We start from the raw sequence: 24,744 nt of genomic DNA on the forward strand, positions 1-24,744 counted from the left end.
CGTATTATTTTTCTAATTCATTAATAAACGCTTTTGCAGCAGCACCAGCATTATTTGTTTTCATAAAATTCTCACCAATTAAAAAGCCTTTATAACCAAAAGGTTGTAATTCTTTTATAGCTGAAACACTACTAATACCACTTTCTGAAACTTTTATAAAATTGTTTGGTATGGCTTCGCTAAGAGTTTTACTGATCTCTAAACTGACTTCAAAAGTTTTTAAATTACGATTATTAACACCTATCATATCTAAACTTGGCATGATAGATTTTTGTAATTCTGTGTTATTATGAACTTCTAAAAGCACTTCTAATCCTAATTGTTGTGCGAGTTCAGAAAACTGTTTAATTTCAGTTTGACTTAAAATGGCTGCAATTAATAAAATTACATCTGCACCGTAAGCTTTGGCTTCAATAATCTGGTAGGTGTCAATAATAAATTCTTTACGCAATAATGGTAATTGTGAACTAGAACGTGCTACTAATAAATCATCTAATGAACCGCCAAAATATTTTCCATCTGTTAAAACCGACATTCCACAAACGTTAGCATCTTGGTAACCTTTGGCAACATCAAATACATTAAGGTTATGGTTGATGACTGATTTTGATGGTGATCTTCGTTTATGTTCGGCGATAATACCGCTATTACTTTCTGCTAAATTTTTAGCTAAAGAAAAGGTGTTTCGTTCAAATAAAATAGATTGCTCTAATTGAGAAACCGGTATGAGTTGTTTTTTTAAATTCACCTCAATACGTTTGTCGTTTACTATTTTTTGTAAAATATCCATTAGTTACTCATAGATTTTAATAGGTTAAACGTGGTTTGCGCTTTCTTTGAAAGTAAGGCTTCTTTGGCCATTTCAAAACCTGCTTGATACGATATGTTTTTTGCTGTAGCAATAGCTAAACCAGCATTTGCACACACTACATTGTTTTGTGCTTCAGTACCTTTGGCATCTAAAATGTTTGTAAAAATCTCAGCAGCTTTCTTTACAGAATCTCCACCATAAATATCACTTTTTTCAATGATTTCTAAATTTAAATCTTTTGGAGCTAACAAGCTTTCTGTATTACGAGAAACAATTTTAGTATTTCCTGTTAATGAAATTTCATCATAACCATCTAAAGCGTGAACTATGGTATAATTGGTATCTGTTTTTTGATATAAATAGCTGTATAAACGTTGTAACTCTAAACTAAAAACACCTACAAGTTGATGTTTTGGAAATGACGGATTTACCATTGGTCCGAGCATATTGAAAAACGTTTTAACTCCCAACTCGCGACGAATTGGTGCTACATTTTTCATAGCTGGGTGAAATAATGGAGCATGAAGTACGCAAATTCCTGCTTTGTCTAAGCATTGTTTTAAAAAGTCTTCGTTATTTGAAAATTGAATACCTAAATACTCCATAACATTTGAAGAACCACTTGCCGATGATACTCCGTAATTACCATGTTTAGCCACATTAACTCCAGAAGCTGCTGTAACAAATGAAGCTAATGTTGAAATGTTGAAAGTATCTTGACCATCACCACCAGTACCACATAAATCAATAGTATCATAGGCTGATAAATTGATAGGAATACAAAGTTCTAAAAGGGCGTTTCTGAATCCTTCAAGTTCGTTTAAGGTTATACTTCGCATCATATATACCGTTAAAAACGAGGCAATCTGACTTTGGTTATAGCTCCCTTTTGAAATATTTACCAATACATTTTTAGCTTCTTCGCTAGAAATGTTTTCTTGGTTTATGAGTCTGTTTAATATATGTTTCATTATTTGATGTCAATTTTGGATTGTTAATTATTTTTCTGTTGAATTTTTAATTTTCAACCCAATTTTTAAGAATCTGTTTTCCGTTTGGTGTTAACACCGATTCTGGATGATATTGTACACCTTTTACATCGTAAACTTTATGACGTAAAGACATCACTTGTCCGTTTTCATCAAAAGAAGTGGCTTGTAAAAATTCAGGTAAATTACTATTTACAACCCAAGAATGGTAACGTCCTACAGCAAATGTTTTTTCTAAACCATTAAAAAGAGTTTCATCTATAACAGATGTTGTTACTTGTGTAGCGACACCGTGATATACATTATCTAGGTTAATAAGTGATCCACCAAAAACTTCGGCAATGGCTTGTTGGCCTAAACAAACTCCTAAAATGCTTTTGGTAGGTGCGTAGGTTTTTATGATGCTTTTTAAAAGTCCTGCTTCATCAGGAATTCCAGGACCAGGAGAGAGTACAATTTTGTGATAATCGTTTACTTCTTCTAGTGTTAATTTATCGTTTCTTTTTACGGTGACTTCGCAATTTAAATCTTCTAGGTAATGTACTAGATTATAAGTGAAGCTATCGTAATTATCTATGACTAATACTTTCATATTGTTATTTTTTATTCAAAAAATTTACTTTTAAACACGCTTTAATATGGCGGTTTATAATTTACGTTTGTGGTTTGCTACGCGTTAGGAATTGAGGCTTTGTTGGAGCTCCTTAAAAAGAGCGACTGCCGAAAGCACGACCTTTGTGGTAACGCCAAATTAAATATTTTGTGCTAAATCAATAGCTTTTGTTAGTGCGCCTAATTTGTTGTATACTTCTTGTAATTCGCTTTCTGGGTTTGATTTTGAAACCACTCCTGCGCCAGCTTGCCAGTGTAGTTCGTGATTTTTACTTAAGAAAGTTCTAATCATTATGGCGTGATTGAAGTTACCTTCAAAATCCATAAAACCAATTGCACCACCGTAGAATGCACGGTTTGTTTTTTCGTATTTTTCAATAAGTTGAAGGGCGTTATGTTTTGGTGCGCCACTAAGAGTTCCGGCAGGAAATGTATCGGCAACGACTTGCATTGTGGATACATTTGGGTGTTTATTACCGGTAACTTTACTGACTAAATGAATAACATGTGAGAAAAATTGTACTTCTCTATAAGTGTCTACAGTCACATTATTTCCGTGTCTGCTTAAATCGTTACGGGCTAAATCCACCAACATCACATGTTCAGCATTTTCTTTTTCATCTTTAGAGAGTTGTTTTGCTAATTCGGCATCTTTTTCGTCATTTCCGGTGCGTTTAAATGTTCCGGCTATAGGGTGTATTTCTGAAATACCATCAGCCACAATAAGTTGTGCTTCGGGTGAGCTTCCAAAGATTTTAAAATCGCCGTAATCAAAATAAAATAGGTAAGGGGATGGGTTAACGTTTCGTAATGCGCGGTATACGTTAAACTCGTCGCCTTTAAATTTTTGAGCGAATTTTTTAGATAATACGAGTTGAAAAACATCACCTCTTGCACAGTGTTTTTTAGCGAGTTCTACATTTTCTTTATACTCATTATCGGTAAGATTTGAGGTGATATCACCGTTAGTTTCAAATTCGTATGAGGTGAAATTTTTAGATTTGATGAGTTGTGAAATCTCATCAATATTATTTTCGGTTTCAAAACAGTGTGCAAAAATATAGGCTTCGTTTTTAAAGTGATTTATGGCAATTATATTTTTATAAACGGCATAATAAATATCTGGAATTTGAATGGAGTTGTCTTTTTTTGAAATATTGACATCTTCAAAATATTTTACGGCATCGTAAGCGGTGTAACCAAAAATTCCGTTGTTAATGAATTTGAATTTTTCTTCGGAATCAACTTTAAAACGTTTGGTGAATTTGTGAATTTCATCGGTTACCGAAATATTTTTAGCGTTATTAGTTTTTGTACTTCCGTCAGGATAAACTTGTTCAATAACATCATTTTCTACTTTTATAGAAGCGATAGGGTTGAAACAGATGTATGAAAAACTGTTTGTATTAGTGTGATAATCGCTACTTTCTAGTAAAATACTATTTGGGTATTTATCACGGATTTTTAAATATATACTAACAGGAGTAATAGTATCTGCAAGAATTTTTTTGTGATGTGTATAAAGGCTGAATGTTTTCATAAGATTTTTTGTAAAAAAAAAAGGCTTGTCGTGATAGACAAGCCTTTTTGGATATTTTGAGTTTTAAAAATATACTATAGGGTTAGCTCACGAAGTTTGATTTTCGAAAGTTCCACCACCAAGTATTATTTAAAATTGTATTCATTTTTGTGTTATAATATGCTGCAAATATAGAAGTGAAAATCTAAATGGCAAAAAAATTAAGATAAATTTAAACAAAAATTCCTGCAAGTGCAGGAATTTTGTAACTAAAAGTTATTATAATTTTAGTTTAATGAGATTAAAATTTTAATGTGATGTTTAAATCAAATTCATTAGATATGGCTTTGTCTTTAAGGTTATCAAAGAAACTTGTTGAACCATATTTAACATCATATTTTGTACGATCAACTTTTAAATTTGCAGTTGCTGTATTATTTTTTATAGTCATATTAAAGGTGGTTGGGTGCGTAATGCCTTTAATTGTTAAGTTTCCTGTAACGGTGTAAACATCTTTGTTTTCTTTTGCTTTTGTTATTTCAAAACTTGCAGTTTTGTGTTTTTCTACACCAAAAAAGTCATCAGATTTAAGATGTCCTTCTAAGTTAGTTTTCATTTCACCGCTTAAATCTGTTACGGTTATTGAACTCATATCTATTACAAATGTTCCTCCTACAAGTTTTTCTTTTTTAAATTCTAATGTTGAGTGTTCTAAATTAATTAATCCTTGATGCTCTCCTGTAACTTTATAACCTTTCCAAATAATTTTACTTTCTTTCACTTCTATGGTTTTTTCTTTTAGTGATGTAAATGAAGCTACGGTTAAAGCTAATACTGTTACTAATGCAATTTTAAAAATGTTTGTTTTCATAATGTTTATTTATTGTTACTACTAGTGTTGTATATACAACTGTTTTTGTAAAAAAAGAGACTATCTCATTTTTAATAATAATGTATTTAATTGTTTTAATTCTGACGCTGATAATTTTTTAGTAATATGCTGTTCTGTCTTATCTATTATAGGATCGATAACTTGTAGTGTTTTTAAACCTTTATCTGTAATAAAAATTTCAACTTTACGTCTGTTATTTTCACAAACAAAACGTTCTACATATTGTTTTAAAATTAGTTTATCTACTAGTCGGGTAGTGTTACTCATTTTATTAACCATGCGGTCTTGTATATCTTTAAGATTGGCAGCTTCCCCTTTTTTTCCTCTTAAAATACGTAAGACATTAAATTGTTCAATAGATAAATCATTGGGTTTTAAAGCTGATAATATTTCATCTTTAATCCATATACTTACTAGTGAGATATTAATCACCGTTTCTTTATTAATATTTAAATCGGTATTAGTTTTTAGAATATGTTTTAATGTTTTCATGTACAATAATTGTATATACAAATGTATGATAATTTTTTAATTTTATTATATTTTTTTTATTAAATTTAAAAAATATTAAAATTGAGGTGATTTTTAATAAGTGAATTTGAAACTGAATTTATTTTACTCGTCTATTTCACAAAGAAAAGTTAATTTTGTATCTTAAAAAATAAAATAATGGCAGACTTAACACAAGAGGCGTGGCAATCGCAATTAGCAACAGATACTAACGCTGTAGTTTTAGACGTTAGAACACCAGCAGAAGTTGCAGAAGGAATTATACCTAATGCAATTACTATTGATATATATAAAGGAGATGCGTTTATTGAAGATATTGAAGCTTTAGATAAAACAAAAAACTACTTTGTGTATTGCAGATCTGGTGCTAGAAGCGGACAAGCGTGTTCAATAATGAATCAATTAGGAATTGAAAATGCTTATAATTTAGTAGGCGGAATATTAAATTGGAAAGGCGAAGTCGTTTCTAAATAAAACCAAAGATTATGAAAAAAATAATGATAATTTTAACTGTTTTATTAACGGTTTTAATCACAAGTTGTAAAGAAACAGCTAACGATGGTCCTATAAAAATGGTGACTACTGATGAAATGCAGGAACTTTTAGAATTAGAAGATATGCAACTTGTAGATGTGAGAACTCCAGAAGAATATACCGGAGGGCATATTGCAAACTCACAAAATATAGATTATAATTCACCAACTTTTGATAGTGAAATTGAAAACTTAGACAAAAGTAAACCGGTAATTATTTACTGTAAATCTGGTGGACGTAGCGCAAAATGTGCTAAAAAACTAGAAGATGCTGGTTTTGTAAAAATATACGATTTAAATGGTGGTATAGCTGAGTGGGAACATAAGGGACTTGCTGTTGAATTGTAATAGAAATGAAGCATATTCATTTTGATAATAAAAAGAATTGGGGATGGATTATAATTTTAATCTTATCCCTTTTTTTTATTGTATTTGGAACTTTTGAGTTTTTTGAATTTGAAAATCCTAAAATAAATAAGCGTATTGCTGCAATTGGTTTTTTATTACAAACTATTTATTTCACTAAAATGTTTTGGTTTAAAAACTATATACAATGGAATAAAATAGGCATCACCATAAAACTACATATTGTTAATAGTATAACATTAAGTTTTAATGATATTAGAGGTTGTGAAATAAAAGAAGACACCTTTATTATAACAAAAAAAGATGGTGAAATAGTTACTTTTAATATTGAAAATGTAGTTATAAAAGATGTTATAAAACTTCAACAGATTATTGAAAGCCATATTTCAAGTTAATATCAATTAATAGGTTGACGATAATTATAAAATTATTAATAATGGCATCTTTTTTGTAAATTACACTCAAATAATAATGAATTCAGTTAATTACTTGTTAATTAATCAGACTATAAATTAAATTCAAGAAGCACAAAACATTGAAGTATTGAACTTTAGTGTTTTTTTTATGGAATAACTATCCGTGTAAGCTTTAGTATATATTGTTAGGATAGTTTAAATTAGTCGACTATAAGTTTTTATAATTTTAATTCTAACACATATAGTATATTGTTGGAGACAAATATTTATTTACAATGAAACATGCTTTATTAGGTTTATTCCTAACCCTTTTCTCACTTTTTACAACACAAGCTCAGGTTTTTGACCCTGTAAAATGGGAAACTTCTGTTGAGAAGATCTCAGATACAGAATACAATTTAATTGCCACAGCAACTATAGAAAAAAATTGGCACTTATATTCTCAAGATGTTCCAGAAGATGGACCAATTGCCACAGTGTTTAATTATACTAAAGATGCAAAATTTGAGTTAACAGGAAAAACTTCAGAAGAAGAAGGTCATACTATTGATGATCCTGTTTTTAATATGAGAATTAAGTTTTTTGAAAATAAAGCAAAATTTGTTCAACGTATTAAAGTTTTAAATAAAGAATTATCTCTAGTAAAAGGAGAAGTTGAATTTATGGTTTGTGATGACGCAAGATGTTTGCCTCCAAACTATGTAGATTTAGTATACAATTTAACTAATGCAACTCAGGCTACCAATGTTGAAGAGGTTGCAGAAACTGCAGCATTAGGAAACTCTTTGTTTTCTGGGAACTCTGCAAAAACTAATATTGTAGATCCTGTAAAATGGTCTACATCTGTTGAAAAAGTATCAGATAACGAATATAACTTAGTCGCCAAAGCAACTATAGGAAACGGATGGCACTTATATTCTCAAAATATTGATGAGGCTCAAGAGATTAAGCCAATACCAACAGCTTTTGATTTTTCATCAGTAAAAAATATTGAGTTAGTAGGTGAAACTTCAGAAGAAAAAGGCATTACAGTGCATGATCCTGTATTTGACATGGAGATTACATATTTTGAAAAATCAGCAGAATTTAGACAGCGCATAAAAGTTTCAAATGCAGCTACTAAAACAATTTCTGGTGAAGTTTCTTTTATGGCTTGTGATGATACACAATGTACGGCACCAACTTATGTAGATTTAGATTTCGATTTAACATCAGCTGTAAAAGCATCTAGCGAAAATTCTGCAGATGTTGCAGCTTCAACTACAGATTCAGACGGCGATACTCAAGGTTTAGTAACTATCTTTTTTGTTGCTTTCTTATCAGGATTTATTGCATTATTAACACCATGTGTGTTCCCTATGATTCCAATGACGGTAAGTTTCTTTATCAAACAAAGTAAATCTAAAGCTAAAGGAATTAGAAACGCTGTTATCTACGGACTTTCAATCATTGTTATTTATGTGCTTTTAGGAACTCTTATTACCGGTATTTTTGGAGCAGATGCTTTAAATGCACTAGCAACAAACGTATGGTTTAATGTGATATTCTTTGGATTACTTATAGTATTTGCTATGTCATTTTTAGGAGCTTTTGAGATTGTTTTACCAAACTCATGGGCAAATAAAGTAGATAAGCAAGCTGATAGAGGAGGATTAGTAGGTATCTTTTTTATGGCATTAGCTTTAGCAATTGTATCATTTTCTTGTACTGGGCCAATTGTAGGAACATTATTAGTTGAAGCCGCATCAAAAGGAGGAATTGCTCCAGTAATTGGAATGTTAGGATTTTCAACAGCTATTGCATTACCTTTTACATTATTTGCAGCTTTCCCAGGATGGTTAAATACATTACCAAAATCTGGTGGATGGTTAAACACTGTAAAAGTAGTATTAGGATTTATTGAATTAGCGTTAGCATTTAAATTTTTATCGCAAGCAGATTTAGTATTACAAGGTCATTTATTAGAGCGTGAAGTATTTATCGCAATTTGGATTGCCGTTTTTGGAACCTTAGCATTATACCTTTTTGGAAAAATAAAATTACCACACGATTCGCCATTACCACATATTTCGGTAGGTAGATTAAGTTTAGGATTGGTAGTTTTAACCTTCACTATATATATGATACCAGGACTTTGGGGAGCACCATTAAAATTAATTAGTGCATTTCCACCACCATTAGATTATAGTGAGTCACCTTACGGCGTAGGAAACTCAAAAGGAGGAGGCGCAGTGAGTTCTCATGAAGAGTTACCTGATGGTGCACACTTATTAGCACCACACCAAATATTGGCCTTTAACGATTATGATAAAGGTATGGCTTACGCTAAAAAAGTAGGAAAACCAGTCATGTTAGATTTTACAGGATGGGCATGTGTAAACTGTCGTAAAATGGAACAAAACGTTTGGGTTGAAGATCACGTATTAAACGCCTTAAAAAACGATATTGTTTTAATTTCATTATATGTGGATGACAAACGTCCTTTACCTGCAGATGAGGTTATAGAATCTAAATTACGTCCAGGTAAAAAATTAAAATACATAGGACAAAAATGGAGTGAGTTTCAAACAATCAAGTTTAAAACAAATACGCAACCATTTTATGTAATTATTGATCATGATGAAGAAAATTTATTACCACCAGTAGGATATACTCCAAATGCTGATGAGTATTACAATTGGATGGAAGAAAGTATCAATAACTTTAAGAAATAAGACTTAATTTTATTTTGAACACACAAATAACGGTTTCTGATTTTGGAAAAACCTTAGATGGTAAGTCTGTAGAGAAATATCATCTTAAAAATGCCAACGGTGTTGTTGTAGATGTGATTACTTACGGAGGAATTATAACTGCGTTAAAAGTTCCTGATAGAGAAGGAGCAGTTCAAAATATAGTTTTAAGATATAAAACGATTAGCGATTACGAAAAATTCAGCCCTTATTTTGGTGCTATTATAGGACGTTACGCCAATCGGATAGCACAAGGGAAATTCTGTTTAAATGATACAGAATTTCCCTTAGCTATTAATAACAATCACCAACATTTACACGGTGGTAATAAGGGTTTTGATAAAGCCATTTGGCATGCACAACCTATTGAAAACACAAAAAGTAGCACCTTAAAACTTACCTATCTTAGTAAAGATATGGAAGAAGGTTATCCAGGGAATTTAACAACAACTGTGTGTTATACATTAACTAATGATAATGCACTTGAGATTACTTATACTGCAACTACAGACGTTACTACTGTTGTAAATTTAACGCAACATTCTTATTTTAATTTATCAGGAAATTTTAAGCAAACCATATTAGATCACGAAGTGGTTATTAATGCTGATGCCTTTTTACCAATTACCAAAACTAAAATTCCAACAGGTGAAATTAAGCTTGTTGATAATACGGTTTTCGATTTTAAAATTCCGAAGAAAATAGGGGGTTCTATCTCTAAAAATGATGAGCAATTAATAATTGCAGATGGATATGATCACAATTGGGTGCTTAATAATTACGATACTAATGTGTATTTTGCAGCTTCAGCTTATCATAAACAAAGCGGACGATTTTTAGAGGTTTTTACAAATCAACCAGGGATACAATTCTTTACAGAAAACTTTTTAGGAACTCTTAAAACAGAAGAAAACCAACAGTTATTTATTAACCGATCGGCTTTTTGTTTTGAAACACAACATTTCCCTAACAGTCCAAATCAGGCTAATTTTCCATCGGTTATTTTACAAGTAGGCGATACTTATACTTCGGCAACTACATTTAAATTTTCAATAAAGTAACCTGTTCTTTATAATCTTAAATAACATTTAAGCTATTTTTGTAATATGCGAGATCAACTAAATAATTATTTAAAAGTCACCGAGTTATTTCTTAAAGGATCTGGGTTTTATAGAGGTTGCACATTAACCGTTTCTGTAGTAATACCGTTACTCTTATTTTATGTTTTAGGTTATGTTGAATATGCACCTTCTCTTGTGGTAGGAGCTTTTTTAAACGCGCCAAGTGATATTGCTGGACGATTGCGACGAAAAATTAATGGTGTTTTAATAAGTATAGGATTGACGATGTTGGTCACTTTTGTGATTCTGTTAGTAAAACCTTATTTTCTTGTTTTAATAGCGGTTATAGCTATATTTAGTTTTACAATTTCGTTATTATCAGCCTATGGTTTTAGAGCTTCTTTAGTTGCTTTTTCAGGATTGTTATCTATTATATTAGCCTTAGCAATTCATAAAGAAAATTTTCAAGACATTGCTATTCATGTCACTTTAATGGGACTTGGTGGTCTTTGGTATTTATTAGTGTCATTAATTGCTGAATGGTTATTACCTAAAAAAGATGCCGATCAATTTTTGTTTGATACACTTGTACTTACAGGAAAATATTTAAAAATAAGAGCAAAACTACTTACCAAACCAAAACGAAGAGAGCTTTTAACTACAAAAGCTTTGGTGCTTCAAACTCAAATTACCGAAAAACACGAAACTCTAAGAGAACTTTTACTTAACGACAGAAAACGAACAGGACGTTCTTTATCTAACGAGAGACGCTTACTTATTTTTATTTCGTTAGTTGATATTTTTGAATTAGCGCTAGCCAATACTTTAGATTATTCTAAAATGGATACGCTTTTTATACTTCAGAAAAAACATTTAAAATCGTTTAAGAAAATGAATAAAGTAATGGGAGATCATCTTATTATTTTATCAGAATTATTATTAAAAAAAGGAAAACTTCCAGAATTATTACTTCTAAATAACACCTTTAATCAAACTCAAAATTCTATTGATGATTATGTGGCTGAGGTAACATTACCTAAAGCGAGAGAGGGCGCCATTTCATTACGTAATCTTCATGATTACCAAAAGCAACTGTTTGAAGAAATTAAAGCCATACAACGTGCTTTAGGGAAAGGAGTTTTTAGATCTAAAAAACAGTTTATAAGTGCAGATTCAAAACACTTTTTAACATTACAGGAGTATAATTTTAATATTTTACTACAACATTTTAGTATGCAATCGCCTATTCTTAGGCATGCGTTACGATTATCTATTGCTATTGTTTTTGGATTTGTCTTCGGAAGTATATTCGATATAAAAAATGCGTATTGGATTGTACTGACTATCCTGGTGATTATGCGTCCTAATTACGGCTTAACAAAACAACGTTCCAAACATCGTATTATTGGGACTATTATTGGTGCAGTTGTGGCCGCAATTATAATACTAATTACCAAAAACACTACCGTATACATGGTGTTAGCAGTAATATCTTTAACGTTTGCATTTTCTTTAATTCAGCAAAACTATAAAGCAGGAGCCGCTTTTGTAACCATAAATATTGTGTTTGTATATGCGCTTATTGATCCTGATGCTTTTTCTGTAATTCAATATCGTGTTATTGATACTATTTTTGGAGCTGCTATTGCTGTGTTGGCTAATTATGTGGTGTTTCCTAGTTGGGAATTTAAAAACTTAGATACTGTAATTTTAAACGGAATTAAAGCTAACAATGCCTATTTAAATGCTGTTAAGAAATTGTATCATGATAAAGCTGAAAACACTTTAAATTATAAGTTATGCCGAAAAGAAGCTTTTATAGCGATCAGTAATCTTAATGCTGCTTTTCAGAGATTGACTCAAGATCCTAAATCAAAACAAAAAGATTCGGTTTTAGTATATGATATTGTAACGCTTAATCATACTATTTTATCGGCCATTGCATCTATTGGAAATTATGTGCTAAATCACGAAACTACCAAAGCATCACAATCTTTTGATATTATGGTTGAAAGTATTAGTGTCTCGCTTAAAAACTCAATATTACAGTTAGAAAATAGTACAGAGTTAACAACCGAGAAATACGTAGATATTGATAATGCAAAACAAAAATTACTCAATTCCTTTGAAACATTATCTGAAGAAAGAGATAAAGATATTAAAGACGGACAGATAAAGATTGATGATAAAATGTTACGCCAACTACAGGAATCTCATTTAATTTCCAATCAATTAATTTGGTTAAAAACCCTTTCGGGGAATCTTAAAAAGGTGACTTTAAAATATAAAGCTATCTTTAAATAGGAATATACTTTATCTCCTTTTTACAGGGGTGTTTTATGTGACTTTCAAAGTAAGTTTTATGACTTCTTGTTAAATCTAAACTAAAGTAAGTGCTATTGGATGTGTAATTTTGTAACTTTAATAAAAAAGGGAGCATGAAAATTTTAATAACAGGAGCAACCGGTTTAGTAGGGAAAGAAATAGTGGCGCAATGTCATGAAAAAAATATTGATGTACATTATTTAACAACATCAAAAAATAAACTAGAAAATAAACCACATTATAAAGGGTTTTATTGGAATCCTAAATCACAAATTATAGATGTTAGCTGTTTTGTTGGGATTGATTGTATTATTAATTTGGCAGGAACATCTATTTCAAAACGTTGGAGCACCACATATAAAGCACAAATTTTACAAAGTAGAGTAGAAGCCTTACAGTTTTTACAAACTACTATAGCAAAAGAGAACATTACAGGTGTTAAACATATGGTAAGCGCAAGTGCTATTGGTGTGTATCCAGATTCAATAACTAATTATTACGATGAAACAAGTGTTCAGGTTTCTAATAGTTTTTTAGGAGAGGTTGTACAGCAATGGGAATCTGCAGCTGATGCATTTACAACATTAGGTATAAAAGTATCAAAAGTTAGAATAGGACTAGTTTTGGCAGCTAATGGAGGGGCTTTATCCGAAATGGTAAAACCTATAAAATATGGTTTAGGATCTGCTTTTGGATCAGGAAAACAATGGCAATCATGGATTCATGTTATAGATTTAGCACGCTTATTTGTATTTATATTAGAAGAAAACATAGAAGGTGTAATTAATGGTGTTGCTCCAAATCCGGTAACTAATACAGAGTTAACTAAAGCAGTAGCTAAACAATTAAAACGTCCTCTTTTTTTACCAAATATTCCAAAGGTGTTTATGAAATTACTATTAGGAGATATGCATATTTTACTTTTTGAGAGCCAAAGAGTAAGTGCCACTAAAATTGAAGATTTAGGTTTTAACTATAACTACTATTATATTAAAAGAGCTTTAGAGGATTTATTGTAAAAATAAAACATAAAAAAAAACCATTTCTTTCGAAATGGCTTTTTTAATACAAATAACTAATTAAGCTTTTTTAGCTTTAAGAGTAATTGTTAATTCAATCTTGTCATTAACAAATTTGTCACCTAAATCATCAAAAATAGATTTAGATCCGTAGTTAATGTTCCATTTAGTTCTATCAATTGAAAATTTATCACTTGTAATTGTTAATATATCATCTTTCTCAGTAACTGTTACAGCAAAAGAGATATTATGCTTAATATCTTTTAAAGTTAAGTTTCCAGAAAGTACAGTTTTTCCATCTTCCATAACTTTAGCTCCTGTAACATCAAAAGCTCCGGTAGGAAAACTTGCTACATTAAAAAAGTGGTCTTCTTTCCCTTCAACACTTCCTTTTAAGTGTGCTTCAAGATTATCTTTCATTTCACCATCCAAATCTAAAACAGTAATAGAATTCATGTCAATTAAAAATGTACCACTTTCTAAAACACCATCTTTAGTGTTAAGTACTCCAGTTTCAATATTAATAGTTCCATTATGGCTTCCTGTTGGTTTAGCACCTACCCAAGCAATATTAGATTCCGCAACGTTAACTACGTATTTTTGAGATGTGTTTTCGCTTACAGCTACAGTTTCGGCTTCAGTTGTATTTACTTCTTTAGCTTTGTCTTTACAACTTACTACGGTAGCAGTAATTGCAACAAATGCAAAAATGTTTAAAATTCTTCTTTTCATTTTAATAGTGTTTAATATTATTAATAATTACAAAAATAATAAATGTCTGTTCAGTATTTAGAATTAATAAAAATTAATTAGTGACATTTTGACATTTTTTTAATATTGGCAGTACTTTTGCAAAATAGAAAGAAAAAGAACTAAAGGTACTTAATAATGAGTGAAAAAGATACAAACGAAACTATAGACGAGCAATTAGTTAATGAAGAAGGTACAGAAGCAACACCAGTTGTAGAGTTAACTGAAGAAGAGCAGCTAAAAGAAAGTTTAGTGAAAGAAAAAGATCAATTTATGCGTCTTTTTGCTGAATTTGAAAACTATAAAAAACGTACCAGTAAAGAACGTATTGAGTTGTTCAAAACAGCAAGTCAAGATGTAATGGTGTCAATGTTACCTGTTTTAGATGATTTTGAACGCGCTTTGTCTCATATTGAAGATGATAAAGAAGCCGAAGAATTAAGAAAAGGAGTATTACTTATTTATCAAAAATTATTTACCACTTTAGAACAAAAAGGACTAAGTGTTGTTGAGGTAAAACAAGGAGATACATTTAATGCAGATGATCACGAAGCTATTACTCAAATCCCTGCACCTTCAAAAAAACTTAAAGGTAAAGTGATTGACGTTATAGAAAAAGGATATAAACTAGGAGATAAAGTAATTAGGTTTCCAAAAGTAGTTATAGGACAATAAGACAAGACATGGCAAAAAGAGATTATTACGACATATTAGGGATTGATAAAAGCGCAAGTGCTGCCGAAATAAAAAAGGCGTACAGAAAAATGGCGTTAAAACATCACCCTGATAAGAATCCCGATAATACTGAAGCAGAAGAGAAATTTAAAGATGCAGCTGAAGCTTACGAGATATTAAGTGATGCCGATAAAAAAGCACGTTACGACCAGTATGGTCATCAAGCTTTTGATGGATCAGGTGGATTTGGTGGCGGTGGTCATGGAGGTATGAATATGGATGACATATTTAGCCAATTTGGTGACATCTTTGGTGGAGCCGGAGGTGGTTTTGGAGGCGGTTTTGGCGGCGGAGGCGGTCAAAGACGCGTAAAAGGGAGTAACTTAAGAATACGAGTAACTTTAACTTTAGAAGAAATTGCTAACGGTGTTGAGAAAAAAATAAAAGTAAAACGTAAAAAACAAGCTCCAGGAACCACATATACAACATGTAAAACATGTCATGGTACCGGTCAAGTTACGCGTGTTACAAATACTATTTTAGGTAGAATGCAAACCGCTGCGGCTTGCCCTACTTGTGGTGGTGCCGGACAAAGTATTGATAAAAAACCTGCCGATGCTGATGCACAAGGTTTAAAAATAACCGAAGAAACTGTAACTGTTAAAATTCCAGCAGGTGTTGTTGGAGATATGCAATTAAAAGTTACCGGAAAAGGTAATGATGCACCAGGAAACGGAATTTCGGGAGATTTATTAGTAGCAATACAAGAGGAAGAACACCCAACATTAAAACGTGAAGGTGATAACTTACATTATGATTTATATGTAAGTGTGCCAGATGCTGTTTTAGGAAACTCAACCGAAATAGATACTGTTACAGGAAAAGTTAGAATTAAAGTTGAACCAGGTGTGCAATCTGGGAAAATATTAAGATTAAGAGGGAAAGGTATTCCTAATATTAATGGTTATGCTAAAGGAGACTTATTAGTACACGTTAATGTTTGGACGCCTAAAACACTTAGTAAGAAACAAAAAGAATTTTTTGAAGCAATGAGAGATGACGAACATTTTTCTCCAAAACCAGAAAGTTCTGATAAATCATTTTTTGAAAAAGTAAAAGATATGTTTTCTTAAAACAGTGGTTTTTAAGAAAAAACACTATATTTGAATATCACTGATTAACTTTAGTGATAATTTTTCTTTTTCATAGCAATTTTTTCCCATCCTTAATTTATTGAGGGTGGGTTTTGTTTTTAAAGGCTATTCCTTAAAAATAAAATCATTTTATACTCAACTTATAAACGGTCATTTTATGAAGTTTAATAGGTATTTGTATAAAGTCGTGTAACATTTAATATCTTTACACTACAAATAGAAAAAAAATCACTTTCAAAAAACATATCCTATGAATAATTTATTAGTTGCTAATTCGGTTTCTAAAAGTTTTGGAGATTTTAAAGCACTAAACGATGTTTCAATAGCTGTACCTAAAGGCAGTATTTTTGGACTCTTAGGACCTAATGGAGCAGGAAAAACAACTCTAATTAGAATCATTAACCAAATTACCATGCCAGATACCGGAAACGTGTTATTAGATGGTAATCCTTTGAAAGGACATCATGTTAAAGATATTGGATACCTACCAGAAGAACGAGGGTTATACAAATCAATGAAAGTAGGCGAGCAAGCTTTGTATTTAGCACAACTTAAAGGAATGTCTAAACAAGAAGCTAAAGACCGCTTAAAATATTGGTTTGATAAATTAGAAATTGGTGACTGGTGGAACAAAAAAATTCAAGAATTAAGTAAAGGTCAAGCACAAAAGATACAATTTATCGTTACCGTATTACACCGCCCAAAATTGCTCATTTTTGATGAGCCATTTTCAGGATTTGATCCTATAAATGCCAACCTTATTAAAGATGAAATATTACAACTTCGCGATGAAGGTGCAACCGTGATTTTTTCAACTCACCGTATGGAATCTGTTGAAGAATTATGTGATCATATTGCGCTAATTCATAAATCTAATAAAGTATTAGATGGTAAATTAACCGATATTAAACGCGAATTTAAAACCAATACATTTGAAGTTGGTTTACAAGCAGAAAACAGTGCGTTAATTACAGATATTATAAAAGATAAGTTTGAAGTGTTCCCAGCAACATTCAAAAATTTAAATGAAGGGGTGAAACTAAATATTAAATTGAATCCTAACGATTCATCTAACGATTTACTATCCTTTTTAACTTCAAAAGCTCAGGTAAATCACTTTGTAGAAGTGATACCAAGTGCAAGCGATATTTTTATTCAAACTGTAAAAAATAATTAAGAAATGAATCATTTACCACTCATCATAAAACGAGAATACCTTACCAAGGTTAAAAATAAATCGTTTATAGTCATGACTTTTTTAAGTCCGTTAATAATGATTGCACTAATGGCAGTTGTTGGGTACTTAACACAGTTAAATAAAGACAAAGAACGTACTATTGCTATTTTAGATCAATCTGGATTAGTACACGATGTTTTTGAAAGTACAGAACATACCACTTATAAATTTTTATCTGAAGCTACGACTTTGGAAGGAGCAAAAGCAATTGTAAAATCTGAAGAAGATTATGGATTACTTTACATCGCTAAACCTTTGGGAGATACTCCTGTTTCAGACGGTGTAACATTTTATTCTGAAGATTCTCCATCAATTACCGTGATGACATCATTAGAAAGTAAATTAGAAAAGAAATTTACCAATTTAAGTTTACAAGAAAAAGGTGTTGATCTTGAAAAAATTACAGCTTCAAAAGTAAGTATCAATATCGCTCAAGAAAGTTTTGATGGTGAAACAACCTCAAAAATTGATAATGTTTTAAAATTAGCCTTCGGTGGTATTGCAGGATACTTATTATTCATGTTTATCATTATTTACGGTAACATGATTATGCGTAGTGTTATTGAAGAGAAAACAAGCAGAATTATTGAAGTTATTATCTCATCTGTAAAACCAATGCAGTTAATGATGGGGAAAATTATTGGAACCTCATTAGCAGGAATCACACAGTTTGTGGTTTGGGTAATTCTTGGAGGGATTATGATGATGGTAATTTCGGCAATCTTTGGTGTGAGTTTTATGGAAATGCAAAGTCCGCAACAAGAGGTAATGCAACAAGCAATGCAATCTCCAGATTTTGAAACAAAAATTCAACTTGCAATTATGGCCTTTAATAACCTGCCAATTGCTAATTTAATTATAGCTTTCTTATTCTTTTTTATAGGAGGTTATTTACTATACAGTTCACTTTATGCAGCTATTGGTGCTGCGGTAGATAATGAAACCGATACACAGCAATTTATGATGCCTGTTTTAATGCCGTTAATTTTGGCAGTTTATGTAGGTGCTTTTACTGTAATTGAAGATCCTCATGGAACTGTATCTACAGTGTTTTCTTTCATTCCATTTACATCACCAGTAGTTATGCTTATGCGTATTCCGTTTGGTGTGCCTATTTGGCAACAAGTAGTATCTTTATTACTATTAATTGGTACATTTATGTTTACAGTTTGGTTTGCAGCTAAAATTTATAGAGTAGGAATTTTAATGTACGGAAAGAAACCAAGCTACAAAGAATTATATAAATGGTTAAAATATTAAAGAGTTTATGAAAGAGTTTTTTAAAGCTTTAAATGAATCTTACAGTATTACCGAAAACATCTCTATAAGTATATTAGATGTTATTATTTTGGTATGTGTACTTGTTGTTGCAACCATGGTTTTGAGACTAATTAGACGATTAGTGACTCGAAATATGCGTGATATAGATAAGGGGAAATTTAAGGTAATATTCTCTTATGCTAGATGGCTTATTTATCTGGTTATTTTACTAATTACTTTTCATACTTTAGGAATAAATGTTACAGGTATATTTGCGGCTTCTGCTGCCTTATTAATAGGTGTAGGTTTAGCATTACAAACTTTATTTCAAGATATTATTTCTGGTGTGTTTATTTTAGTAGATCAATCGGTATATGTAGGTGATATTATTGAGTTAGAAGGCAAAATAGGTCGTGTTGAAGAAGTCAAACTGCGTACCACAAGAGCGGTAACTATAGATAATAAAGTACTTATTATTCCTAATCACTTATATTTAACAAATAGCCTTTATAATTGGACACAAAACGGAACTGCAACACGAGAGAACGTAACCGTAGGTGTCGCTTATGGAAGTGATGTGCAACTAGTAAAAAAACTTTTACTACAAGCGGCTTCATCTCACGAAGATATTTTACCATTACCAGAAGCAAGAGTTGTGTTTACTGGTTTTGGAGATAGCTCGTTAGATTTTAAAGTAGTTTATACAATTAACGACAGTTTTAAAGCACAATATTTTGCGAGCGATATACGATTTGAAATTGATAAATTATTTAGAGAAAATAATATTAGTATCCCTTTCCCGCAAAGAGATATTCATGTTATTAAGCAATGATTATAATACCTATTAAAAATTATCGTTTAAATTTCTATTAAGACCCACTTATTAACCCTAAATCACAAAGTGTATATGCGTAATAAAACATATCAATTATGTATCATGTTTTTTTTAATTACGCAATTTGGCTATACGCAGCTTTCAGATTTAATGCGTTTAGAATATTCTTTTATTCCTAAACGGAAATCAGAAAATAAATACAATAGATTTAGAGGTCTTCTTAATTATCCTATTAAATTAGGCGAAGACAAATATCTTATTATTGGTGCAGAATACAATAGAATTATTTTAGAGTTAGAAGATGATTATTCATTTGAAAGTGATGGCTTACAACGTATCCATGTTATTGATGCCACATTAGGTTACACTTTTAAAACCAGTGAAAATTGGCGACTAGCCGCAAGAATAACACCCCGAATAGCTTCTACATTAACATCAAAAATAACAGGTGCAGACTTTTTTATAAATGGTGGAGTTTATGCTATTATAGATAAACGGAAAGCAACCGATATCAAACGACCTTATCGCCTTATTTTTGGACTTGTTTATAACAGTACCACCGGATTACCTTTTCCATTACCAATGGTAAATTATTATAGAAAAATAAATGAAAATTGGTCCTACACTTTAGGAATTCCAAAGAGTAATTTAAAATACTATTTCAACGATAAAAACATCATGCAAACCTTTATAACCCTAGATGGTTATTATGCACATGTACAAAAAGAAATAACAGTCAATAATCAAACTGCAGAACATATTTCTCTACGCGTTATTGTAGGAGGACTAGGTTACGAACATAATTTTACAAAACATCTTGTTGGCTATATCTATACAGGTTATACTTTAAGTCAAAAAAGTATATTAAGAGATAAAGACAGCGAAGAAGTATTTACACTAGATGATGTAAATACCGTATATTTAAGAACAGGAATAAAATACAAGATATAACATGCCAAAAATATTAGTAATAGAAGACGAAGCATCAATAAGACGCGTATTAATTAAAATTCTTTCTGAAGAAAATGAGACCTATCAAGTTGAAGAAGCAGAAGATGGATTAGCGGGTATTGAAAAAATAAAAGCTACAGATTACGATTTGGTATTATGTGATATAAAAATGCCAAAAATGGATGGTGTTGAAGTATTAGAAGCTGCCAAAAAGATAAAACCAGAAACAACAATTGTTATGATTTCTGGTCATGGTGATTTAGATACCGCAGTAAATACAATGCGTTTAGGCGCTTTTGATTATATCTCAAAACCACCAGATTTAAATAGATTATTGAACACAGTTCGTATCGCTTTAGATAGAAAAGAACTTGTAGTTGAAAATAAAATGCTCAAAAAGAAAGTGAGTAAAAATTACGAGATGATTGGTGAAAGTGATGCTATCGGTCAGATTAAAGATATGATTGAAAAAGTATCTGCAACCGATGCTAGAGTACTTATTACAGGACCAAATGGAACAGGAAAAGAGCTTGTAGCACATTGGCTTCACGAAAAAAGCGCCCGATCAAAAGGGGCCTTAATTGAAGTAAATTGTGCTGCTATTCCTTCTGAATTGATAGAGAGTGAATTATTTGGTCACGTAAAAGGCGCTTTTACAAGTGCGGTAAAAGATCGTGCAGGAAAATTTGAAGCGGCCAATGGAGGAACCATTTTTCTAGATGAAATTGGTGACATGAGTTTATCGGCGCAAGCCAAAGTTTTACGAGCACTTCAAGAGAATAAAATTCAACGTGTAGGTAACGATAAAGATATAAAAGTTGATGTGCGTGTTGTTGCAGCAACTAATAAAGACCTTAAAAAAGAAATTGCCGAAGGTCGTTTTAGAGAAGATTTATACCATCGTTTAGCAGTAATTTTAATAAAAGTACCAGCATTAAATGATAGGAGAGAAGACATTCCGTTATTAATTAATTTCTTCACAAAGAAAATAGCAACAGCACAAGGAACCGCTCAAAAAGAATTTTCAAAGAAAGCAATAAAATTACTTCAAGAGTACGATTGGACAGGAAACATTAGAGAACTTCGTAATGTTGTAGAACGTCTTATTATTTTAGGTGAAAAAGAAGTGAGTGAAAATGATGTTAAACTATTTGCTTCAAAATAATAAACGATGAAAAAAATAAATAGCAACGACTTTAAGGTTTCTGAAAGTATTCAACTAAAAAATATAAGTACAACTTATGATTTAGAGGCTGGAAAAAAGAAGTTAGAACGCGAATTAGAAGATGTAAGAGAAGATTTAGGAAAACTTCAAGATACACTTTATGCGCATGGAAAATATGCGGTTTTAGTTTGTCTTCAAGGAACAGATACAGCAGGTAAAGATAGTTTGATTCGTGAGGTTTTTAAAGATTTTAACGCAAGAGGTGTTGTAGTGCATAGTTTTAAAGTGCCTACTGATTTAGAGAAAAAACACGATTATTTATGGCGTCATTATATAGCGCTTCCTGCTCGTGGAAAATTTGGTGTTTTTAATCGTACACATTATGAAAATGTATTGGTAACACGTGTGCATCCCGAATATATTTTAGGTGAGAATTTACCACATATCAATTCGGTAGAAGATGTAAATGAACAATTTTGGGAGCAACGTTTTGAAGAAATTAATAATTTTGAAAAGCATGTTGCAGCAAACGGAACAATCATTTTTAAATTCTTTTTACATCTTTCAAAAGGCGAACAGAAAAAACGCTTAATTCGTCGTTTAGACAAACAAGAAAAAAACTGGAAATTTTCTCCAGGAGATTTGGAGGAACGCAAACTTTGGGATAATTACCAAACGTGTTATGAAGAGGCTATTAATAAAACATCAAAACCACATGCGCCTTGGTACACTATTCCTGCAGATAATAAACCTGCAGCACGTTATATTGTAGCTAAAATATTACTTGATACACTTAAAACGTATACTGATATTGAAGAGCCAGAATTAGATGATGCTATTAAAGAGCACATTAAAGCCTATAAAAAAGAATTAGAAAACGAATAAATCAATCTAATTTAAGATTACTTATATTTAAAGCTTCAAAACTAAATACCCTCTTATTATGAAACAAATTATTTTTATTTTAACCTTATTCATTTCGGTGCAAATTTCTGCACAAGATGATGCCGAAGCTTTAAAAACAATTTATACTACATCTCTAACCGATGGTATGAGTTATGAATGGTTAGATCATTTATCAAATAATATAGGAGGACGACTTTCAGGATCTTTAAATGCAGAACGCGCGGTAGAATATACTAAGGAAGAATTAGATAAAATAGGTTTAGATAAAGTATGGTTACAGCCAGTAATGGTACCACGTTGGGTACGTGGAGCTCCAGAGTTTTCTTACATAGAAACTACACCAGGAAATACTACTAAAGTTAATATTTGTGCTTTAGGAGGATCAATTGCAACACCAGAAGGAGGAGTGAAAGCTAATATTGTTGAGGTGCAAAGTTTAGAGGAGTTAAAAACTCTAGGAGAAGCAAAGATAAAAGGTAAAATTGTTTTTTTTAACCGTCCAATGCAGGCCGATTTAATTAGCACCTTTCAAGCTTATGGTGGTTGTGTAGATCAACGTTATGCTGGTGCAATGGAAGCTGGTAAATATGGTGCAGTTGGTGTTATTGTACGTTCAATGAATTTACGTTTAGATGATTTTCCTCACACGGGAAGTATGAGTTATGGCAATTTACCAAATAGCCAACGTATTCCTTCTGCAGCGATAAGTACTAATGATGCTGAGTTATTAAGCGGAATGCTTGAGTTGGATAATGATATTAAACTGTATTTTAGTCAGCATTGTAAACAATTAAAAGACGTACAATCTTATAATGTGATTGGTGAAATTACAGGAAGCGAATTTCCAAATGAATATATGGTTGTTGGAGGTCATTTAGATTCTTGGGATTTAGGTGATGGTTCTCATGATGATGGCGCAGGAGTTGTACAATCTATGGATGTGGTTCGTTTATTAAAAGAAAGTGGCATTACACCAAGACGAAGTATTAGAGTCGTTTTATTTATGAATGAAGAAAACGGTTTGCGTGGAGGAAAAAAATATGCTGAAGTTGCTAAATCTAAAGGCGAAAACCATGTGTTTGCTCTAGAGAGTGATTCGGGTGGGTTTACACCAAGAGGGTTTAATTTTGATTGTTCGGATGTTGTTTTTAATCAGGTTTTAAGTTGGAAAAGTTTATTTAAACCTTACTTAATTCATTATTTTGAAAAAGGAGGTAGTGGTGCAGATATTGGTCCGTTAAAACATGATGGTATGGTGATGGCTGGTTTACGTCCAGATTCGCAACGTTATTTTGATCATCATCATGCAGCAAATGATACTTTTGAGCATGTTAATAAAAGAGAGTTAGAGCTTGGTGCTGCAACTATGACAGCTTTGGTGTATTTATTTGATAAGTATGGTACTAAAGGAATTTCTTCAAAAACACCATTTAAAGACTAAAAGAATGAAACTAGTAATTGTAATATTTGCCCTATTTAATATATCTGCTTTAATGTCACAAAACGAAACACAGCATAAATTACCTTATTACGAATTACCTGAATATTCTGAAACATTTACAGCAGGAACAGTTGCTGCTCGTACGGTTGATGGGTTAGGTTTTAGATTTTACTGGGCAACAAAAGATTTAACAGCAAAAGATTTAATGTATACAATAGATGGTGAGACACGTACAACCGAAGAAACTGTAAATCATATTTTAAATTTATCACATATTCTTTTGTATGCAACTTTACAACAAGTGCGTCCAGAATATGATGTTTCAACTTTAAATTTTGAAGATAAAAGAGCGCAAACACTTTTAAACTTAGAACAGGCTTCAGAGCTTTTAAAAGTAAGTGACGATATTTCTAAATTCACTCTTAATTTTGGAGATAACAAAATTCCATTTTGGAATGCTATTAATGGTCCAATAGCAGATTCTATATGGCATTGTGGGCAAATAGCTTCTTTTAGGCGTCTTTCTGGGAATCCAATACATTCTGGGATTAATCATTTCACAGGAACTGTAAAAGAGTAGTTTCT

The 24,744-nt window shown here is 31.5% G+C and carries 24 protein-coding genes; 17 read left to right on the forward strand and 7 right to left on the reverse strand.

Annotation, left to right across the window (positions count from 1 at the left end):
- Positions 1–4: 4 nt before the first annotated feature.
- The 6 genes from trpC to ACU4C5_RS09160 all read right to left on the reverse strand — a co-directional run bounded on the left by trpC (position 5) and on the right by ACU4C5_RS09160 (position 5,315).
- A complete protein-coding gene (gene trpC / locus ACU4C5_RS09135) occupies positions 5–790 on the reverse strand; it encodes an indole-3-glycerol phosphate synthase TrpC (protein ID WP_446843901.1) in 786 nt (261 codons plus the stop codon).
- Complete coding sequence (gene trpD, locus ACU4C5_RS09140; RefSeq protein WP_446843902.1) at positions 790–1,782, reverse strand: anthranilate phosphoribosyltransferase; 993 nt, start codon at positions 1,780–1,782, stop codon at positions 790–792. Before trpD ends, trpC begins: the two co-directional genes overlap by 1 nt.
- Positions 1,783–1,828: 46 nt before the next feature.
- Complete coding sequence (locus tag ACU4C5_RS09145; protein WP_446843903.1) at positions 1,829–2,392, reverse strand: anthranilate synthase component II; 564 nt, start codon at positions 2,390–2,392, stop codon at positions 1,829–1,831.
- Positions 2,393–2,551: 159 nt separating this feature from the next.
- On the reverse strand, positions 2,552–3,952 hold the full coding sequence (locus tag ACU4C5_RS09150) for an anthranilate synthase component I family protein (protein WP_446843904.1): 1,401 nt from the start codon (positions 3,950–3,952) through the stop codon (positions 2,552–2,554).
- Positions 3,953–4,232: 280 nt separating this feature from the next.
- Positions 4,233–4,802 (reverse strand): YceI family protein, encoded by a 570-nt coding sequence (locus tag ACU4C5_RS09155; RefSeq protein WP_446843905.1) that lies wholly within the window; start codon positions 4,800–4,802, stop codon positions 4,233–4,235.
- A 60-nt stretch (positions 4,803–4,862) separates the two neighbouring features.
- Positions 4,863–5,315, reverse strand: a complete 453-nt coding sequence (locus ACU4C5_RS09160; RefSeq protein WP_446843906.1) for a MarR family winged helix-turn-helix transcriptional regulator — start codon at positions 5,313–5,315, stop codon at positions 4,863–4,865.
- A 177-nt stretch (positions 5,316–5,492) separates the two neighbouring features.
- On the opposite strand from ACU4C5_RS09160, the gene ACU4C5_RS09165 reads away from it, so the two are divergent.
- The 7 genes from ACU4C5_RS09165 (at position 5,493) to ACU4C5_RS09195 (ending at position 13,785) form a co-directional block, all read left to right on the forward strand.
- On the forward strand, positions 5,493–5,807 hold the full coding sequence (locus ACU4C5_RS09165) for a rhodanese-like domain-containing protein (protein WP_446843907.1): 315 nt from the start codon (positions 5,493–5,495) through the stop codon (positions 5,805–5,807).
- An 11-nt stretch (positions 5,808–5,818) separates the two neighbouring features.
- Positions 5,819–6,214 (forward strand): rhodanese-like domain-containing protein, encoded by a 396-nt coding sequence (locus ACU4C5_RS09170; protein WP_446843908.1) that lies wholly within the window; start codon positions 5,819–5,821, stop codon positions 6,212–6,214.
- A 5-nt stretch (positions 6,215–6,219) separates the two neighbouring features.
- Positions 6,220–6,627, forward strand: coding sequence for a hypothetical protein (locus ACU4C5_RS09175; RefSeq protein ID WP_446843909.1), 408 nt, complete (start codon positions 6,220–6,222; stop codon positions 6,625–6,627).
- 296 nt (positions 6,628–6,923) lie between these two features.
- A complete protein-coding gene (locus ACU4C5_RS09180) occupies positions 6,924–9,362 on the forward strand; it encodes a protein-disulfide reductase DsbD family protein (protein WP_446843910.1) in 2,439 nt (812 codons plus the stop codon).
- A gap of 14 nt (positions 9,363–9,376) precedes the next feature.
- Positions 9,377–10,441, forward strand: a complete 1,065-nt coding sequence (locus tag ACU4C5_RS09185) for an aldose epimerase family protein (RefSeq protein ID WP_446843911.1) — start codon at positions 9,377–9,379, stop codon at positions 10,439–10,441.
- Between the two features lie 45 nt (positions 10,442–10,486).
- Positions 10,487–12,745 (forward strand): FUSC family protein, encoded by a 2,259-nt coding sequence (locus ACU4C5_RS09190; RefSeq protein WP_446843912.1) that lies wholly within the window; start codon positions 10,487–10,489, stop codon positions 12,743–12,745.
- A 134-nt stretch (positions 12,746–12,879) separates the two neighbouring features.
- Positions 12,880–13,785 (forward strand): TIGR01777 family oxidoreductase, encoded by a 906-nt coding sequence (locus ACU4C5_RS09195; protein WP_446843913.1) that lies wholly within the window; start codon positions 12,880–12,882, stop codon positions 13,783–13,785.
- 60 nt (positions 13,786–13,845) lie between these two features.
- Here ACU4C5_RS09195 and ACU4C5_RS09200 read toward each other — a convergent pair whose 3' ends face one another.
- Positions 13,846–14,517 (reverse strand): YceI family protein, encoded by a 672-nt coding sequence (locus ACU4C5_RS09200; protein ID WP_446843914.1) that lies wholly within the window; start codon positions 14,515–14,517, stop codon positions 13,846–13,848.
- Between the two features lie 156 nt (positions 14,518–14,673).
- On the opposite strand from ACU4C5_RS09200, the gene ACU4C5_RS09205 reads away from it, so the two are divergent.
- The 10 genes from ACU4C5_RS09205 to ACU4C5_RS09250 all read left to right on the forward strand — a co-directional run bounded on the left by ACU4C5_RS09205 (position 14,674) and on the right by ACU4C5_RS09250 (position 24,739).
- The gene (locus tag ACU4C5_RS09205) at positions 14,674–15,210 is read left to right on the forward strand and encodes a nucleotide exchange factor GrpE (protein ID WP_446843915.1); all 537 of its coding nucleotides are present in this window, start codon (positions 14,674–14,676) and stop codon (positions 15,208–15,210) included.
- 8 nt (positions 15,211–15,218) lie between these two features.
- Positions 15,219–16,343, forward strand: coding sequence for a molecular chaperone DnaJ (gene dnaJ / locus ACU4C5_RS09210; RefSeq protein ID WP_446843916.1), 1,125 nt, complete (start codon positions 15,219–15,221; stop codon positions 16,341–16,343).
- Positions 16,344–16,614: 271 nt separating this feature from the next.
- Positions 16,615–17,541 (forward strand): ABC transporter ATP-binding protein, encoded by a 927-nt coding sequence (locus ACU4C5_RS09215; protein WP_446843917.1) that lies wholly within the window; start codon positions 16,615–16,617, stop codon positions 17,539–17,541.
- Positions 17,542–17,544: 3 nt separating this feature from the next.
- The gene (locus ACU4C5_RS09220) at positions 17,545–18,861 is read left to right on the forward strand and encodes an ABC transporter permease (protein ID WP_446843918.1); all 1,317 of its coding nucleotides are present in this window, start codon (positions 17,545–17,547) and stop codon (positions 18,859–18,861) included.
- A 7-nt stretch (positions 18,862–18,868) separates the two neighbouring features.
- Complete coding sequence (locus ACU4C5_RS09225; RefSeq protein WP_446843919.1) at positions 18,869–19,693, forward strand: mechanosensitive ion channel family protein; 825 nt, start codon at positions 18,869–18,871, stop codon at positions 19,691–19,693.
- Between the two features lie 75 nt (positions 19,694–19,768).
- Complete coding sequence (locus tag ACU4C5_RS09230) at positions 19,769–20,647, forward strand: DUF6268 family outer membrane beta-barrel protein (protein WP_446843920.1); 879 nt, start codon at positions 19,769–19,771, stop codon at positions 20,645–20,647.
- A gap of 1 nt (position 20,648) precedes the next feature.
- The gene (locus ACU4C5_RS09235) at positions 20,649–21,812 is read left to right on the forward strand and encodes a sigma-54-dependent transcriptional regulator (RefSeq protein ID WP_446843921.1); all 1,164 of its coding nucleotides are present in this window, start codon (positions 20,649–20,651) and stop codon (positions 21,810–21,812) included.
- 6 nt (positions 21,813–21,818) lie between these two features.
- Positions 21,819–22,697, forward strand: a complete 879-nt coding sequence (locus ACU4C5_RS09240) for a PPK2 family polyphosphate kinase (protein WP_446843922.1) — start codon at positions 21,819–21,821, stop codon at positions 22,695–22,697.
- Between the two features lie 58 nt (positions 22,698–22,755).
- Positions 22,756–24,159 carry a M20/M25/M40 family metallo-hydrolase gene (locus ACU4C5_RS09245; RefSeq protein WP_446843923.1) on the forward strand — a complete coding sequence of 468 codons (1,404 nt, stop codon included), beginning with the start codon at positions 22,756–22,758 and terminating at the stop codon, positions 24,157–24,159.
- Positions 24,160–24,163: 4 nt separating this feature from the next.
- Positions 24,164–24,739 carry a DinB family protein gene (locus ACU4C5_RS09250; protein ID WP_446843924.1) on the forward strand — a complete coding sequence of 192 codons (576 nt, stop codon included), beginning with the start codon at positions 24,164–24,166 and terminating at the stop codon, positions 24,737–24,739.
- The last annotated feature ends 5 nt before the right edge of the window (positions 24,740–24,744 follow it).

This window comes from Lacinutrix undariae, assembly GCF_052934785.1.

Bases quoted from the DNA above. Each gene is read 5' to 3' on its own strand.
- trpC (WP_446843901.1), bottom strand. From the start codon at position 790: ATGGATATTTTACAAAAAATAGTAAACGACAAACGTATTGAGGTGAAT.
- trpD (WP_446843902.1), bottom strand. From the start codon at position 1,782: ATGAAACATATATTAAACAGACTCATAAACCAAGAAAACATTTCTAGC.
- ACU4C5_RS09145 (WP_446843903.1), bottom strand. From the start codon at position 2,392: ATGAAAGTATTAGTCATAGATAATTACGATAGCTTCACTTATAATCTA.
- ACU4C5_RS09150 (WP_446843904.1), bottom strand. From the start codon at position 3,952: ATGAAAACATTCAGCCTTTATACACATCACAAAAAAATTCTTGCAGAT.
- ACU4C5_RS09155 (WP_446843905.1), bottom strand. From the start codon at position 4,802: ATGAAAACAAACATTTTTAAAATTGCATTAGTAACAGTATTAGCTTTA.
- ACU4C5_RS09160 (WP_446843906.1), bottom strand. From the start codon at position 5,315: ATGAAAACATTAAAACATATTCTAAAAACTAATACCGATTTAAATATT.
- ACU4C5_RS09165 (WP_446843907.1), top strand. From the start codon at position 5,493: ATGGCAGACTTAACACAAGAGGCGTGGCAATCGCAATTAGCAACAGAT.
- ACU4C5_RS09170 (WP_446843908.1), top strand. From the start codon at position 5,819: ATGAAAAAAATAATGATAATTTTAACTGTTTTATTAACGGTTTTAATC.
- ACU4C5_RS09175 (WP_446843909.1), top strand. From the start codon at position 6,220: ATGAAGCATATTCATTTTGATAATAAAAAGAATTGGGGATGGATTATA.
- ACU4C5_RS09180 (WP_446843910.1), top strand. From the start codon at position 6,924: ATGAAACATGCTTTATTAGGTTTATTCCTAACCCTTTTCTCACTTTTT.
- ACU4C5_RS09190 (WP_446843912.1), top strand. From the start codon at position 10,487: ATGCGAGATCAACTAAATAATTATTTAAAAGTCACCGAGTTATTTCTT.
- ACU4C5_RS09195 (WP_446843913.1), top strand. From the start codon at position 12,880: ATGAAAATTTTAATAACAGGAGCAACCGGTTTAGTAGGGAAAGAAATA.
- ACU4C5_RS09200 (WP_446843914.1), bottom strand. From the start codon at position 14,517: ATGAAAAGAAGAATTTTAAACATTTTTGCATTTGTTGCAATTACTGCT.
- ACU4C5_RS09205 (WP_446843915.1), top strand. From the start codon at position 14,674: ATGAGTGAAAAAGATACAAACGAAACTATAGACGAGCAATTAGTTAAT.
- dnaJ (WP_446843916.1), top strand. From the start codon at position 15,219: ATGGCAAAAAGAGATTATTACGACATATTAGGGATTGATAAAAGCGCA.
- ACU4C5_RS09215 (WP_446843917.1), top strand. From the start codon at position 16,615: ATGAATAATTTATTAGTTGCTAATTCGGTTTCTAAAAGTTTTGGAGAT.
- ACU4C5_RS09220 (WP_446843918.1), top strand. From the start codon at position 17,545: ATGAATCATTTACCACTCATCATAAAACGAGAATACCTTACCAAGGTT.
- ACU4C5_RS09225 (WP_446843919.1), top strand. From the start codon at position 18,869: ATGAAAGAGTTTTTTAAAGCTTTAAATGAATCTTACAGTATTACCGAA.
- ACU4C5_RS09230 (WP_446843920.1), top strand. From the start codon at position 19,769: ATGCGTAATAAAACATATCAATTATGTATCATGTTTTTTTTAATTACG.
- ACU4C5_RS09235 (WP_446843921.1), top strand. From the start codon at position 20,649: ATGCCAAAAATATTAGTAATAGAAGACGAAGCATCAATAAGACGCGTA.
- ACU4C5_RS09240 (WP_446843922.1), top strand. From the start codon at position 21,819: ATGAAAAAAATAAATAGCAACGACTTTAAGGTTTCTGAAAGTATTCAA.
- ACU4C5_RS09245 (WP_446843923.1), top strand. From the start codon at position 22,756: ATGAAACAAATTATTTTTATTTTAACCTTATTCATTTCGGTGCAAATT.
- ACU4C5_RS09250 (WP_446843924.1), top strand. From the start codon at position 24,164: ATGAAACTAGTAATTGTAATATTTGCCCTATTTAATATATCTGCTTTA.